The sequence below is a fragment of the Streptomyces griseus genome (assembly GCF_900460065.1).
Lineage (GTDB): Bacteria > Actinomycetota > Actinomycetes > Streptomycetales > Streptomycetaceae > Streptomyces > Streptomyces griseus.
In genome coordinates, this window is sequence record NZ_UAVD01000031.1 from 1 (window position 1) to 13,866 (window position 13,866).

A 13,866-nucleotide genomic window follows, 5' to 3' on the forward strand; every position below is an offset into this window, starting at 1 on the left:
GGGATCTCCATCGAACACTCCATCGCCCGGCGGAGATTGGGCAGCTCGCTGTCGACGCGCGCGGCCACCTCCGCCTGGCGCGGACTGAACCAGTCCAGCTCGCACCAGGTCGCGAGACCCAGGAACCAGTCCCGGTGGCGCCGCCGCAGACGCGGGGTGTCCCCGGCCGCCGCCAGCCACTGCGCCCCGTACTCGCTGACCGTGTCCAGCAGTCGGTAGCGGGCGCCGGCCGGGGCGTCCTCGCGCTCCACCACCGACTGGGCGAGCAGCTCGTCCAGCACATCGAGCACCGATTCGGCCGGCAGGTCCGGCCCGCCCGCAGATGTACTCGGCGGCCTCCAGGTCGAACTGTCCCGCGAACACGGAGAGCCGCGCCCACAGCAGCCGCTGCTCGGGGGTGCACAGCTCATGGCTCCAGCCGATCGCCGTACGCAGCGTCTGGTGGCGGGGCGGCGCACCCCGACGGCCCCCCGTCAGCAGCCGGAACCGGTCGTCCAGGCGCAGGAGCACCTGTTCCACCGAGAGGGCGCGCAGCCGCCCGGCCGCCAGTTCGAGGGCCAGGGGGATCCCGTCGAGGCGGCGGCAGAGCTCCAGCACGGACGTCCGCTCGGCCGCCGTCGGCTCCCAGCCCGGCCGGACCCCGCGCGCCCGCTCGGTGAAGAGTTCCACCGCGTCCCCGTCGGACATCGGGGCGAGCGGGAACGTCCGCTCCCCGTCCACCCGGAGGGGGCAGCGTCCGGCCGCGAGCACCTGGAGGCGCGGGGCCCGCCGCAGGAGTTCGGCGACGAGGTCGGCGCAGGCGTCGACGAGGTGCTCGAAGCCGTCGATCACCAGCAGCGTCCGGCGCTCGGAGAGGTGTTCGACGAGGACGGCGCGCGGGGGCCTGTTGGTGTGGTCGGTCAGGCCCAGGGCGTCGACCAGGGCGTGTTCCAGCAGATCGGGGTGGCCGACGGCGGACACCTCGGCCAGCAGCACCCCGTCGCAGTACCGTTTCTCCCGAAGCGCGGCCAGCCGGATGACGCACCGGGTCTTGCCCACGCCCGCCACCCCGGCGACGGTGACGAGCCTGGCCCCCTCCAGCAGCCCGCCCAGCTCGGCCAGTTCTGCCTCGCGCCCCACGAAGGGGTTCAGTTCGGCCGGGAGGTTGCCGGGCGCCGGTGCGGGGAGGGCGTCCGGATTGTCGGGATGCGGGCAGGGGTCGTGCAGGCGCCTCATGAAACACGGAGCGTACTGGCTTGAAAGCTCTCCGTACAATCTCGTTATGGCAACTCCCGCCCGGCCCGCGGAGAATGCGGTAGGGGAGGAGTTGCGCGGCGCGATAGGCTCGTGTGACGACGATCGGGCGTCGGGCCGGGGGCCCGGACGCGACCGACGGAGACAAGGCCCGGCAGGGCCCGAGCGACGAACAGAGAGCGGTGCACAGTGTCCGGTGGAGAGGTGGCCGGGATCCTCGTGGCCGTCTTCTGGGCGATCCTGGTCTCGTTCCTCGCCGTGGTGCTGGTGAGGCTCGCCCAGACGCTCAGGGCGACCACCAAGCTCGTGGCGGACGTGACCGATCAGGCCGTTCCGCTGCTGGCCGACGCGTCGGCGACGGTGCGCTCCGCGCAGACCCAGCTGGACAAGGTCGACGCCATCGCGAGCGACGTCCAGGAGGTCACCTCGAACGCCTCCGCGCTCTCCACGACGGTCGCCTCCACCTTCGGCGGCCCCCTCGTCAAGGTCGCCGCCTTCGGCTACGGCGTGCGCCAGGCCCTCGGCCGCCGCACCGCACCCGAGCCCGAGCCGGAACCGGCGCGGGGCCGCGGCTCCGCCCGCCGCACGGTGATCGTCGGCCGAACCGTACCCCCGGCGCGCGGACGCAGGCGCGAACGCCGAAACGCCCGCGGACAGAAGGACTGATCGAGCGATGTTCCGCCGCACCTTCTGGTTCACGGCCGGCGCAGCCGCCGGTGTGTGGGCCACCACCAAGGTCAACCGCAAGCTCAAGCAGCTGACCCCCGAGAGCCTCGCGGCGCAGGCCGCTGACAAGGCGATCGAGACCGGTCACAAGCTCAAGGACTTCGCCCTCGACGTACGCGAGGGCATGGTCCGGCGCGAAGCCGAACTCGGCGGCGCCCTGGGCCTGGAGGCGCCGGTCGACCCCGACCTCCCCGTACAGCGGTACTACGCCGTCGAAGCGGCCGAGCCGCCCGCCGACACGAACACGTACCGCAAGCTCCCCTACAACTCGAACAACCGGAATGAGGACCACTGATGGAGTCGGCCGAAATTCGCCGCCGCTGGCTGAGCTTCTTCGAGGAGCGCGGTCACACCGCCGTGCCTTCGGCGTCGCTCATCGCGGACGACCCGACTCTGCTGCTGGTCCCCGCGGGCATGGTCCCCTTCAAGCCGTACTTCCTCGGCGAGGTCAAGCCGCCCGCCCCGCGCGTCACCAGCGTGCAGAAGTGCGTCCGCACGCCGGACATCGAAGAGGTCGGCAAGACCACCCGCCACGGCACCTTCTTCCAGATGTGCGGCAACTTCTCCTTCGGCGACTACTTCAAGGAAGGCGCCATCCAGCTCGCCTGGGAGGCGCTGACCAACTCCGTCGAGGACGGCGGCTACGGCCTCGACCCCGAGAAGCTCTGGATCACGGTCTACCTCGACGACGACGAGGCCGAGCAGATCTGGCGCGACAAGATCGGCGTACCCGCCGAGCGCATCCAGCGCCTGGGCAAGAAGGACAACTTCTGGTCCATGGGCGTCCCCGGACCCTGCGGCCCCTGCTCGGAGATCAACTACGACCGGGGCCCCGAGTTCGGCGTCGAGGGCGGCCCGGCCGTCAACGACGAGCGCTATGTGGAGATCTGGAACCTGGTCTTCATGCAGTACGAGCGCGGCGCGGGCGACGGCAAGGAGGACTTCCCGATCCTCGGGGACCTGCCGTCCAAGAACATCGACACCGGCCTCGGCCTCGAACGCCTGGCGATGATCCTCCAGGGCGTACAGAACATGTACGAGACCGACACCCTGCGCGTCGTCATGGACAAGGCCACCGAGCTGACCGGCGTCCGCTACGGCGCCGAGAACTCCACGGACGTCTCCCTCCGCGTCGTCGCCGACCACATCCGTACGTCGGTGATGCTCATCGGCGACGGCGTCACCCCGGGCAACGAGGGCCGCGGTTACGTGCTGCGCCGCATCATGCGCCGCGCCATCCGCAACATGCGTCTGCTGGGCGCGACCGGCACGGTCGTCAAGGACCTCATCGACGTCGTGATCGACACCATGGGGCAGCAGTACCCGGAGCTGATCACCGACCGCAAGCGCATCGAGACGGTCGCGCTCGCCGAGGAGGCCGCTTTCCTCAAGGCCCTCAAGGGCGGCACCAACATCCTGGAGACCGCCGTCACCGAGACCAAGGCCGCAGGCGGCCAGGTCCTCGCCGGCGACAAGGCGTTCCTGCTCCACGACACCTGGGGCTTCCCGATCGACCTGACCCTGGAGATGGCCGCCGAGCAGGGGCTCTCCGTGGACGAGGACGGCTTCCGCCGCCTGATGCAGGAGCAGCGCGACAAGGCCAAGGCGGACGCCCGCGCCAAGAAGACCGGTCACGCCGACCTCTCCGCCTACCGCGAGGTCGCCGACACCGCCGGCGCCACCGAGTTCACCGGTTACGCCAGCCTCGCCGGCGAGTCCACCATCGTCGGCCTGCTGGTCGACGGCGTGCCCTCGCCCGCCGCCACCGAGGGCGACGAGGTCGAGGTCGTCCTCGACCGCACCCCCTTCTACGCCGAGGGCGGCGGCCAGCTCGCCGACACCGGCCGCATCCGGCTGGACACGGGCGCCGTGATCGAGGTCCGCGACGTCCAGAAGCCGGTCCCCGGCGTCCACGTCCACAAGGGCGTCGTCCAGGTCGGCGAGGTGACGGTGGGTGCCCCCGTCTTCGCCTCCATCGACGCCACCCGCCGCCGGGCCATCGCCCGCGCCCACAGCGCCACCCACCTCACGCACCAGGCGCTGCGCGACGCGCTCGGCCCGACGGCCGCCCAGGCCGGCTCCGAGAACTCGCCCGGCCGCTTCCGCTTCGACTTCGGTTCGCCCGCCGCCGTCCCCGGCACGGTCCTCACCGACGTCGAGCAGCGGATCAACGAGGTCCTCTCGCGGGAACTCGACGTCCAGGCCGAGGTCATGTCCATCGACGAGGCCAAGAAGCAGGGCGCCATCGCCGAGTTCGGCGAGAAGTACGGCGAGCGGGTCCGCGTCGTCACCATCGGCGACTTCTCCAAGGAGCTGTGCGGCGGCACGCACGTCGGCAACACCGCCCAGCTGGGTCTGGTGAAGCTGCTCGGCGAGTCCTCCATCGGCTCCGGCGTGCGCCGTATCGAGGCCCTGGTGGGCGTGGACGCGTACAACTTCCTCGCCAAGGAGCACACGGTCGTCGCCCAGCTCCAGGAGCTGGTCAAGGGCCGCCCCGAGGAGCTTCCGGAGAAGATCGCGGGCATGCTCGGCAAGCTCAAGGACGCCGAGAAGGAGATCGAGAAGTTCCGCGCGGAGAAGGTCCTCGCGGCCGCCGCCGGACTCGTCGAGTCGGCCAAGGACGTCCGGGGCACCGCCCTGGTCACCGGCCAGGTCCCCGACGGCACCTCCGCCGACGACCTGCGCAAGCTGGTCCTGGACGTGCGCGGGCGGATCCAGGGCGGCCGGCCGGCCGTCGTGGCCCTGTTCACCACCGCCAACGGCCGCCCGCTCACCGTCATCGCCACCAACGAGGCCGCCCGCGAGCGCGGTCTCAAGGCCGGTGACCTGGTGCGCACCGCCGCCAAGACGCTCGGTGGCGGTGGCGGCGGCAAGCCGGACGTCGCCCAGGGCGGCGGCACGAACCCGGCCGCCATCGGCGACGCGGTCGCCGCGGTCGAACGCCTCGTCACCGAGACGGCGTGACGGGCGGGATGACGGCGATGCGACGGGGCCGACGGCTCGCCGTCGACGTCGGGGACGCCCGGATCGGGGTCGCCTCGTGCGACCCCGACGGGATCCTGGCCACGCCGGTGGAGACCGTGCCGGGACGCGATGTCCCGGCCGCCCACCGGCGGCTCCGCCAGATCGTGGACGAGTACGAGCCGATCGAGGTCGTCCTCGGTCTGCCGCGCTCGCTCGGCGGCGGCGAGGGCCCGGCTGCGGCCAAGGTCCGGGAGTTCGCCCAGGTGTTCGCCCGCTCGATCGCACCCGTTCCGGTGCGCCTGGTGGACGAGAGGATGACCACAGTGACGGCCGCCCAGGGGATGCGCGCCTCGGGCGTGAAGTCCAAGAAGGGCCGGTCTGTCATCGACCAGGCTGCCGCTGTGGTGATCCTTCAGAACGCTCTGGAGTCCGAACGGGCGTCAGGCAATCCACCGGGTGAGGGCGTCGAAGTGGTTGTCTGATCGCGATACGGTAACGTTCCGCGCGATGCGGCGGTGTTCGAACAAACACCGCACAGCGAAGCGAAGAGACGGAACGTCGTCTCGCGGCTCTAGGGGATCGATGACTGAGTATGGCCGGGGCCCCGGCTCCGAACCGTGGCATCCCGAGGACCCCTTGTACGGGGACCAGGGATGGGGAGGCCGGCAGGCCGCCCACGGCCAGGGCCAGTACGGCGACCAGCAGCAGTCCTTTCCGCAGGACCCGTATGCCCAGCAGCACCAGAACCATCAGCAGGACCCGTACGCCCAGCAGCACCAGCAGCACCAGAACCATCAGCAGTACCCGCAGCAGCAGCCGTACGACCCGCACCAGCAGTACGGCCAGCAGCAGAGTCACCAGCAGCAGTACGGCGCGCCCCAGCAGGACCCGTACGCCCAGCAGCCGGGTTCCCAGCCGCAGTACAACGGCGGCTGGGACACCGGACAGCAGGCCGCCATGCCGTACGGGGCCGAGCCCCAGGACCCGTACGGCCAGCAGCCCGGCGGCTACGACCCGTCGCAGGACTACTACGGCACCCCGGACGCCTACCCGCCGCCGCAGCCCCCGGGCCGCCGCGACGCCGCGGCCGAGCAGCAGCGGCAGCAGCAGGACCAGCAGGCATCGACGGACTGGGACCCGGACGGGCCGCAGGAGGAGACGCACCCCTTCTTCACCGGTGCGGACGAACCGGCGGGCCGTGAGCCGCGCGACGACGACGATGACCCGGACGACGACGGATCGCGCGCCTCGCGCCGCGACCGCGGCGGCAGCGACCGCCGGGGCGGGAAGGGCAAGAAGAAGAGCCGCAGCGGTGTGGCCTGTCTGGTGGTCTCCGTCGTCCTGATCGGCGGCGTCGGCGGCGTCGGTTACGTCGGCTACACCTTCTGGAAGAAGCAGTTCGGCGCTCCGGCCGACTACGCCGGGACGGGAACAGGTGAGGTCGAGGTCGAGATCCCCGAGGGGTCGTTCGGCTACGACATCGCCAACATCCTGCGCAAGAACGGCGTCATCAAGTCCTCCGACGCCTTCGTCGCCGCGCAGAACGACAACCCCAAGGGCAAGCTGCTCCAGGCCGGCGTCTACCTCCTGAAGAAGGAGATGTCCGCCGCCAGCGCGATCGACCTGATGCTCGACCCCAAGAGCCAGAACGCCTTCGTGATCCCCGAGGGCACCCGTAACGTCGCGGTCTACGCGAAGATCGACGAACGGCTGGAGCTGGAGAAGGGCACCACGGCGAAGATCGCCAAGACCAAGGCGGAGTCCCTGGGACTGCCCGACTGGGTGGACGACAACCCGGACGTGAAGGACCCGCTCGAAGGCTTCCTGTATCCAGCGGCCTACCCCGTGTCCAAGGGGTCAAAACCCGAGGACGCGCTCAAGCGGATGGTCGCGCGGGCCAACAAGGAGTACGCGGACATCGACTTCGAGGCCACGGCCAAGAAGTACAACCTCGACGGACCGTGGCAGGTGCTCACGGTGGCGAGCCTGGTGCAGGCCGAGGGCCTCACACACGACGACTTCCGCAAGATGGCGGAAGTCGTCTACAACCGGCTCGAACCCGACAACATCGTCACCAACCGCAAGCTCGAATTCGACTCCGCCTTCAACTACCTGATGAAGCAGAGCAAGATCAAGATCAGCTCCAGGGAGATCCGGACCAACCCGGACCCGTACAACACCTATTACCACGCGGGTCTCCCGCCGGGGCCCATCAGCAACCCGGGCATGGACGCCATCAAGGCCTCGCTCAACCCGACCACGAACGGCTGGATGTTCTTCATCTCGCTCGACGGCAAGAAGACCGACTTCACGAAGACCGTCGAGGAGCACGAGAAGCTGAACGACAAGTTCAAGGAGCAGCAGGGACTTGGCTGAAATTCGCCGCCGGGCCGCAGTCCTCGGCTCGCCCATCGCCCACTCCCTCTCCCCGGTCCTGCACCGTGCCGCGTACGCCGAGCTCGGCCTCGACGACTGGTCCTACGACCGGTTCGAGGTCGACGAGGCGGCGCTGCCGGGCTTCGTCGCGGGGCTGGACGCCTCCTGGGCCGGGCTGTCGCTGACCATGCCGCTCAAGCGGGCGATCATCCCGCTGCTCGACGAGATCAGCGCGGCGGCGGCATCGGTGGAGGCCGTCAACACGGTCGTGTTCACCGAGGACGGCCGGCGGGTCGGCGACAACACCGACATCCCCGGCATGATCGCCGCCCTCCGGGAGCGCGGTGTCGACAAGGTCGAATCCGCCGCCGTCCTCGGAGCCGGAGCCACCGCCTCCTCCGCGGTCGCGGCGCTCGCCGCGGTCTGTACGGGCCCGGTCACCGCCTATGTGCGGGGCCCCGAGCGCGCGGCGGAGATGCGGGCCTGGGGGGATCGGCTCGGCGTCGACGTCGTGACCGCGGACTGGGCGGACGCGGCGGCGGCACTGACCGCGCCGCTCGTCGTCGCCACCACCCCGGCGGGCGCCACCGACGCCCTGGCCGGAGCGGTGCCGACAGCCCCGGGCATCCTCTTCGACGTGCTGTACGAGCCGTGGCCCACGGCACTCGCCGCCGCCTGGTCGGCGCGCGGCGGGGCCGTGGTCGGCGGCCTTGACCTCCTCGTGCACCAGGCCCTGCTCCAGGTCGAGCAGATGACCGGCCGGGCCCCGGCGCCGCTGGCCGCCATGCGGCAGGCCGGGGAAGCCGCGCTCGCGGCCCGCTGACGGGCCCGCCTGCCGGTACCGCCCGTCCGTCTGCTGGACCGGCGGCCGGATCGTGCCCCCGGTCGTGGGAGGATCAAAGGCGGCGGGCCAGGGCCGCGCACCCGGTGGCGCCGTTGGATTTCAGGCGCGAGCATGAGGAGCACCGTTGAGCAGGTTGCGCTGGCTGACCGCGGGGGAGTCGCACGGCCCCGCACTGGTGGCGACGCTGGAGGGCCTTCCCGCCGGCGTCCCGATCACCACGGAGATGGTGGCGGAGGCGCTGGCCCGGCGACGGCTCGGTTACGGCCGCGGCGCGCGGATGAAGTTCGAGAAGGACGAGGTCACCTTCATCGGCGGCGTACGCCACGGCCTCACCATGGGCTCCCCGGTCGCCGTCATGGTCGGCAACACCGAGTGGCCCAAGTGGGAGCAGGTCATGTCGGCCGACCCGGTCGACCCCGACGAGCTGGCCCAGCTCGCCCGCAACGCACCGCTGACCCGTCCCCGGCCCGGCCACGCCGACCTCGCCGGGATGCAGAAGTACGGCTTCGACGAGGCCCGGCCGGTCCTGGAGCGCGCCAGCGCCCGGGAGACCGCCGCGCGCGTCGCCCTCGGAGCCGTCGCCCGCTCCTACCTGAAGGAGACCGCGGGCATCGAGATCGTCAGCCATGTCGTCGAGCTGGCCGCAGCCAAGGCCCCGTACGGGGTCGTCCCCGTCCCCGGCGACGTGGAGAAGCTGGACGCCGACCCGGTCCGCTGCCTGGACGCCGACGCGTCCAAGGCGATGGTGGCCGAGATCGACCAGGCCCACAAGGACGGCGACACCCTCGGCGGGGTCGTCGAGGTGCTGGCCTACGGGGTGCCCGTCGGGCTCGGCTCGCACGTGCACTGGGACCGGCGCCTCGACGCCCGGCTCGCCGCCGCGCTCATGGGCATCCAGGCCATCAAGGGCGTCGAGGTCGGCGACGGCTTCGAGCTGGCCCGGGTCCCCGGCTCCCAGGCGCACGACGAGATCGTCGCCACCGAGGACGGCATCAAGCGCACCTCCGGGCGGTCCGGCGGCACCGAGGGCGGGCTCACCACCGGTGAGCTGCTGCGCGTGCGCGCGGCGATGAAGCCCATCGCGACCGTGCCGCGCGCCCTGGCCACCGTGGACGTCGTCACCGGCGAGGCCACCAAGGCCCACCACCAGCGCTCCGACGTCTGCGCCGTCCCGGCCGCGGGCATCGTCGCGGAGGCCATGGTCGCCCTGGTCCTGGCCGACGCGGTCGCGGAGAAGTTCGGCGGCGACAGCGTCGCCGAGACCCACCGCAACGTCCAGTCGTACCTCGACCACCTCCAGATCCGATGAGCGGCCCCCTGGTCGTCCTCGTCGGCCCGATGGGCGTCGGCAAGTCCACCGTCGGCGAACTGCTCGCCGCCCGGCTCGGCACCACCTACCGGGACACCGACGCCGATGTCGTCGCCGCGGCCGGCAAGCCGATCGCGGAGATCTTCTACGACGAGGGCGAGGAGCACTTCCGCGCCCTGGAGCGCCGGGCGGTCGAGGCGGCCGTCGCCGGACACACGGGCGTCCTCGCCCTGGGCGGCGGTGCCGTCCTGGACGCGGCGACCAGGGAGCTGCTGGCCGGCCGTCCGGTCGCCTACCTCTCCATGGACGTGGACGAGGCCGTCCGCCGTGTCGGTCTCGGCGCCGCCCGCCCCCTGCTCGCGGTCAACCCGCGCCGGCAGTGGCGCGAGCTGATGGACGCCCGCCGCCCCCTCTACGAAGAGGTCGCCCGGACCGTCGTCGCCACCGACGAGACAACCCCCGACGAGGTCGCCCAGGCGATCATCGACGCACTGGAACTGCCGGAGGGCGAAGCCGCCCCCGGCGTGGAGAACACCGGTATGACGCAGCAGGGCCCCACCCGCATCCAGGTCGCAGGCTCCGCGGGCTCCGACCCGTACGAGGTCCTCGTCGGCCACCAGCTGCTGGGCGAACTGCCCCAGCTGATCGGCGACCGCGCCCGGCGCGTCGCCGTGCTGCACCCGGAGGCGCTCGCCGAGACCGGTGAGGCGGTCCGTCAGGACCTCGCCGACCAGGGGTACGAGGCCATCGCCATCCAGCTGCCGAACGCCGAGGAGGCCAAGACCGTCGAGGTCGCCGCCTACTGCTGGAAGGCGCTCGGCCAGACCGGATTCACCCGCACCGACGTCGTCGTCGGCATCGGCGGCGGCGCCACCACGGACGTCGCCGGGTTCGTCGCCGCCAGCTGGCTGCGCGGGGTGCGCTGGATCGCGATCCCGACCACCGTGCTCGGCATGGTCGACGCGGCCGTCGGCGGCAAGACCGGCATCAACACCGCCGAGGGCAAGAACCTCGTCGGCGCCTTCCACCCGCCCGCCGGGGTCCTCTGCGACCTCGCCGCGCTGGACTCGCTGCCGGTCAACGACTACGTCTCCGGCATGGCCGAGATCATCAAGGCCGGCTTCATCGCCGACCCGGTCATCCTCGACCTCGTCGAGGCCGACCCCGAGGGCGCGCGCACCCCGGCCGGGCCGCACACCGCCGAGCTGATCGAGCGCTCCATCCGGGTCAAGGCCGAGGTCGTCTCCAGCGACCTCAAGGAGTCCGGACTCCGCGAGATCCTCAACTACGGCCACACCCTGGCCCACGCCATCGAGAAGAACGAGCGCTACAAGTGGCGCCACGGGGCGGCCGTCTCCATCGGCATGGTCTTCGCCGCCGAGCTGGGCCGGCTCGCCGGGCGCCTCGACGACGCCACCGCCGACCGGCACCGCACGGTCCTGGAGTCGGTGGGCCTGCCGCTCACCTACCGCGGCGACCAGTGGCCCAAGCTGCTGGAGAACATGAAGGTCGACAAGAAGTCCCGCGGGGACCTGCTGCGCTTCATCGTCCTCGACGGCATCGGCAAGCCCACCGTCCTGGAGGGCCCCGACCCGGCCGTGCTGCTCGCCGCCTACGGGGAGGTCTCCGCGTGACCCGCCGGGTCCTCGTCCTCAACGGCCCCAACCTCGGCCGGCTCGGCTCGCGCGAACCCGACGTCTACGGGGCCACCTCCTACGCCGGGCTCGTCGAGACCTGCACCGCGCTCGGCAAGGAGCTCGGCTTCGACGTCGAGGTCCGGGAGACCAACGACGAGGGCGAGCTGATCCGCTGGCTCCACGAGGCGGCGGACGGATCGATTCCGGTCGTCCTCAACCCGGGCGCCTTCACGCACTACTCGTACGGGATGCGGGACGCGGCCGCCCAGCGCACCGCCCCGCTGATCGAGGTGCACATCTCCAACCCGTACACCCGCGAGGAGTTCCGGCACACGTCCGTGGTCGCCGCGGTGGCCACGGGCACGGTGGCCGGGTTCGGCATCGGCTCCTACCGGCTCGCCCTGCGCGCCCTGGCCGACGAACTGACGGACTGACACCACGCGGATGCCCGTCGGCCCGCCGCGCGGCCGACGGGCACTTCGCACCCTCCCGGGCCGTTCACCCCGAGACGGCCCGGGAAGGTACGGTGGCCGTCCCATCAGCGTCAGTCGCAGTTACGAGACGGAGTGGCACCGGATGCAGCACGCAGTGGGGGCCCCGCTGCCGCCGCCCCACGGCCCCGGTATCGGGCACGTCGGCCGGCCGTACCAGGCCCAGCACGCCGGCCACCCCGGCCCGCCCCCCATATCCCCGCCGCCCGGCCAGGCCCCGCCTCCGCCGCCCGGCCAGGCGCCCCCCGCTCCCGGCCAGGCTCCGCCGGCTCCGGGCCGGCCCCAGCAGCCCCCCGCCCCGGGCCAGGCCCCGCAGCCGGGCTGGAGCGGCACCGGACCCACGCCGCCGCCCGCCGGGCAGACCGCCGGGCACACCGGGCACGTCCAACTGCCCCCGGGCGGCCCCGTGCCGCTGCCCGCGCCGCCCGCCGGGGCGGGCACCGGCGGCGCCACGCTCGCCGTCCTGCTCATCGGCCCGGCCGGAGCGGGCAAGACCACCGTCGCCAAGCTCTGGGCCGCGCGCCGCCGCGTGCCCACCGCCCATGTCTCGCTGGACGACGTCCGCGAGTGGGTCCGCTCCGGCTTCGCCGACCCGCAGGCCGGCTGGAACGACCACTCCGAGGCCCAGTACCGGCTGGCCCGCCGCACCTGCGGCTTCGCCGCCCGCAACTTCCTCGCCAACGGCATCTCCTGCATCCTCGACGACGCCGTCTTCCCCGACCGCCCGGTCGTCGGCCTCGGCGGCTGGAAGCGCCACGTGGGCCCCGGCCTGCTGCCCGTGGTCCTGCTGCCCGGCCTGGAGATCGTCCTGGAGCGCAACGCGGAGCGCAGCGGCAACCGCAGGCTCTCCGACGAGGAGGTCGCCCGCATCCACGGCCGGATGGCCGGCTGGTACGGCTCCGGCCTCCCGATCATCGACAACTCCACGTACGACGTCGAGACCACCGCCCGCGTCCTGGACGACGTGCTGGCCCGCTCCATCGCGAGCCCGCCCGCCTGGTAGCCGCCGACGGGCCCGCCCGGCCCGGCGGAGGCCCCTCGACGGCGGCCGGGCGCGCGGGGCCGGGGTCCCGGAACCCCGGTCGGGTGCGCTGGCCGGGCGGGCCGCCGCCCCCGCTCGTACGCTCGAACCATGTCAGAGGTGCACGCCGTCCGACGCGGGCTGCTCCGCGACCGGTGCGCCGCCGCGGGCTCCGCGGCCGCCCTGGTCTCCCGCCCCGCCAACGTCCGCTATCTCGCGGGCGGAGCGCCGCCCGGCGCCGCGCTGCTGCTCGGCCCCGGCGAGGACGTTCTGCTCTGCCCCCGCGCCCCGACCGGCGAAGGCGCCCACGGGCGGCCCGACGAGGCGCTCCGGATCGATCTCCTGCCGCTCCCGGACGGGGATCCGGTGGTCGCCGCCGCGGGCCTCGCCGCCTCGGCGGGCGCCGATGCGCTCGCCGTCGAGGAGCACGATCTGACCGTGGCCCGGCACCGCGCGATGGGGAAGGCCGCCCCACGCCTCCGGCTGGCCGACCTGGGCTTCACCGTGGAGCAGCAGCGGATCGTCAAGGACGAGGAGGAGATCGGCTGCCTCCGGATCGCCGCCGAGATCACCGACCAGGCACTCGGCGAGCTCCTCGAATCGATCCTGGTCGGCCGCACCGAGCGGCACCTCGCCCTCGAACTGGAACGCCGCCTCGTCGACCACGGGGCGGACGGCCCCGCCTTCGCCACCTCCGTGGCCACCGGTCCCCACTCCGGCCAGGGCCGCCACCGGCCCTCGGACCGCAGGGTGGAGGAGGGCGATTTCCTCTCCGTCCGGCTCGGCGCGAGCTACCACGGCTACCGCTGCGAGATCGGCCGGACCTTCGTCATCGGCACCGCCCCCGCCGACTGGCAGATCGAGCTCTACGACCTCGTTTTCGCCGCTCAGCGGGCCGGCCGGGAGGCGCTGGCGCCGGGAGCCGCCTACCGGGAGGTGGACCGCGCCGCCCGGCATCCGCTGGAGTCGGCGGGGCACGGAGAGGGGCTCCAACCGTGGACCGGGCACGGTGTGGGGCTCGAAATCGAGGAGGACCCGCAACTGGCACCGACAGCCATGGGTAAACTGGACGCTTGTGTGCCGGTCACCGTCGAACCGGGGGTCCACCTCCCGGGCCGGGGCGGTGTCCGGATCGATGACACGCTCGTCGTGCGCCCCGAGGCGGACGGCGGACCCGAGCTACTCACCATGACGACCAAGGAACTGCTCGCGCTCTAGCGCGCATCCCCGGTCGTTCCACCAGCTTCAGTCCAGGAGATTCCGCA

Annotated in this window: 11 protein-coding genes and 1 pseudogene; 11 read left to right on the top strand and 1 reads right to left on the bottom strand. The window is 72.5% G+C overall.

All coding sequences use genetic code 11. The features are described from left to right. A pseudogene (locus DTB53_RS22750) lies at positions 1-1,215 on the bottom strand (ATP-binding protein); the annotation flags it as partial. A 222-nt stretch (positions 1,216-1,437) separates the two neighbouring features. On the opposite strand from DTB53_RS22750, the gene DTB53_RS22755 reads away from it, so the two are divergent. From DTB53_RS22755 to DTB53_RS22810, 11 genes are all read left to right on the top strand, one after another. Then, positions 1,438-1,899 (top strand): DUF948 domain-containing protein, encoded by a 462-nt coding sequence (locus DTB53_RS22755; protein ID WP_030704446.1) that lies wholly within the window; start codon positions 1,438-1,440, stop codon positions 1,897-1,899. A gap of 7 nt (positions 1,900-1,906) precedes the next feature. Further along, the gene (locus DTB53_RS22760) at positions 1,907-2,254 is read left to right on the top strand and encodes a DUF6167 family protein (protein ID WP_042497530.1); all 348 of its coding nucleotides are present in this window, start codon (positions 1,907-1,909) and stop codon (positions 2,252-2,254) included. Beyond that, on the top strand, positions 2,254-4,923 hold the full coding sequence (alaS, locus tag DTB53_RS22765) for an alanine--tRNA ligase (RefSeq protein ID WP_003970347.1): 2,670 nt from the start codon (positions 2,254-2,256) through the stop codon (positions 4,921-4,923). Before DTB53_RS22760 ends, alaS begins: the two co-directional genes overlap by 1 nt. Positions 4,924-4,931: 8 nt before the next feature. Continuing rightward, positions 4,932-5,405: a Holliday junction resolvase RuvX gene (gene ruvX, locus DTB53_RS22770; RefSeq protein ID WP_030704444.1), complete on the top strand. Its 474-nt coding sequence runs from the start codon at positions 4,932-4,934 to the stop codon at positions 5,403-5,405. Positions 5,406-5,505: 100 nt separating this feature from the next. After that, positions 5,506-7,299 carry an endolytic transglycosylase MltG gene (gene mltG, locus DTB53_RS22780; protein WP_012381679.1) on the top strand — a complete coding sequence of 598 codons (1,794 nt, stop codon included), beginning with the start codon at positions 5,506-5,508 and terminating at the stop codon, positions 7,297-7,299. After that, the gene (locus tag DTB53_RS22785; RefSeq protein WP_012381680.1) at positions 7,292-8,122 is read left to right on the top strand and encodes a shikimate dehydrogenase; all 831 of its coding nucleotides are present in this window, start codon (positions 7,292-7,294) and stop codon (positions 8,120-8,122) included. The genes mltG and DTB53_RS22785 overlap by 8 nt, the downstream gene beginning before the upstream one ends. Positions 8,123-8,267: 145 nt before the next feature. After that, positions 8,268-9,452 carry a chorismate synthase gene (gene aroC, locus DTB53_RS22790; protein ID WP_012381681.1) on the top strand — a complete coding sequence of 395 codons (1,185 nt, stop codon included), beginning with the start codon at positions 8,268-8,270 and terminating at the stop codon, positions 9,450-9,452. Further along, on the top strand, positions 9,449-11,086 hold the full coding sequence (aroB, locus tag DTB53_RS22795; protein WP_012381682.1) for a 3-dehydroquinate synthase: 1,638 nt from the start codon (positions 9,449-9,451) through the stop codon (positions 11,084-11,086). The genes aroC and aroB overlap by 4 nt, the downstream gene beginning before the upstream one ends. Continuing rightward, positions 11,083-11,523: a type II 3-dehydroquinate dehydratase gene (aroQ, locus tag DTB53_RS22800; protein WP_003970353.1), complete on the top strand. Its 441-nt coding sequence runs from the start codon at positions 11,083-11,085 to the stop codon at positions 11,521-11,523. Before aroB ends, aroQ begins: the two co-directional genes overlap by 4 nt. 142 nt (positions 11,524-11,665) lie before the next feature. Then, the gene (locus tag DTB53_RS22805; protein ID WP_012381683.1) at positions 11,666-12,583 is read left to right on the top strand and encodes a Pro-rich N-terminal domain-containing protein; all 918 of its coding nucleotides are present in this window, start codon (positions 11,666-11,668) and stop codon (positions 12,581-12,583) included. Between the two features lie 129 nt (positions 12,584-12,712). Next, complete coding sequence (locus DTB53_RS22810; protein ID WP_003970355.1) at positions 12,713-13,819, top strand: M24 family metallopeptidase; 1,107 nt, start codon at positions 12,713-12,715, stop codon at positions 13,817-13,819. The last annotated feature ends 47 nt before the right edge of the window (positions 13,820-13,866 follow it).

Excerpts from the sequence above, each read along its gene's own strand:
- DTB53_RS22760 (WP_042497530.1), top strand. The coding sequence starts at position 1,907 with ATGTTCCGCCGCACCTTCTGGTTCACGGCCGGCGCAGCCGCCGGTGTG.
- alaS (WP_003970347.1), top strand. The coding sequence starts at position 2,254 with ATGGAGTCGGCCGAAATTCGCCGCCGCTGGCTGAGCTTCTTCGAGGAG.
- ruvX (WP_030704444.1), top strand. The coding sequence starts at position 4,932 with ATGACGGCGATGCGACGGGGCCGACGGCTCGCCGTCGACGTCGGGGAC.
- mltG (WP_012381679.1), top strand. The coding sequence starts at position 5,506 with ATGACTGAGTATGGCCGGGGCCCCGGCTCCGAACCGTGGCATCCCGAG.
- aroB (WP_012381682.1), top strand. The coding sequence starts at position 9,449 with ATGAGCGGCCCCCTGGTCGTCCTCGTCGGCCCGATGGGCGTCGGCAAG.
- DTB53_RS22805 (WP_012381683.1), top strand. The coding sequence starts at position 11,666 with ATGCAGCACGCAGTGGGGGCCCCGCTGCCGCCGCCCCACGGCCCCGGT.
- DTB53_RS22810 (WP_003970355.1), top strand. The coding sequence starts at position 12,713 with ATGTCAGAGGTGCACGCCGTCCGACGCGGGCTGCTCCGCGACCGGTGC.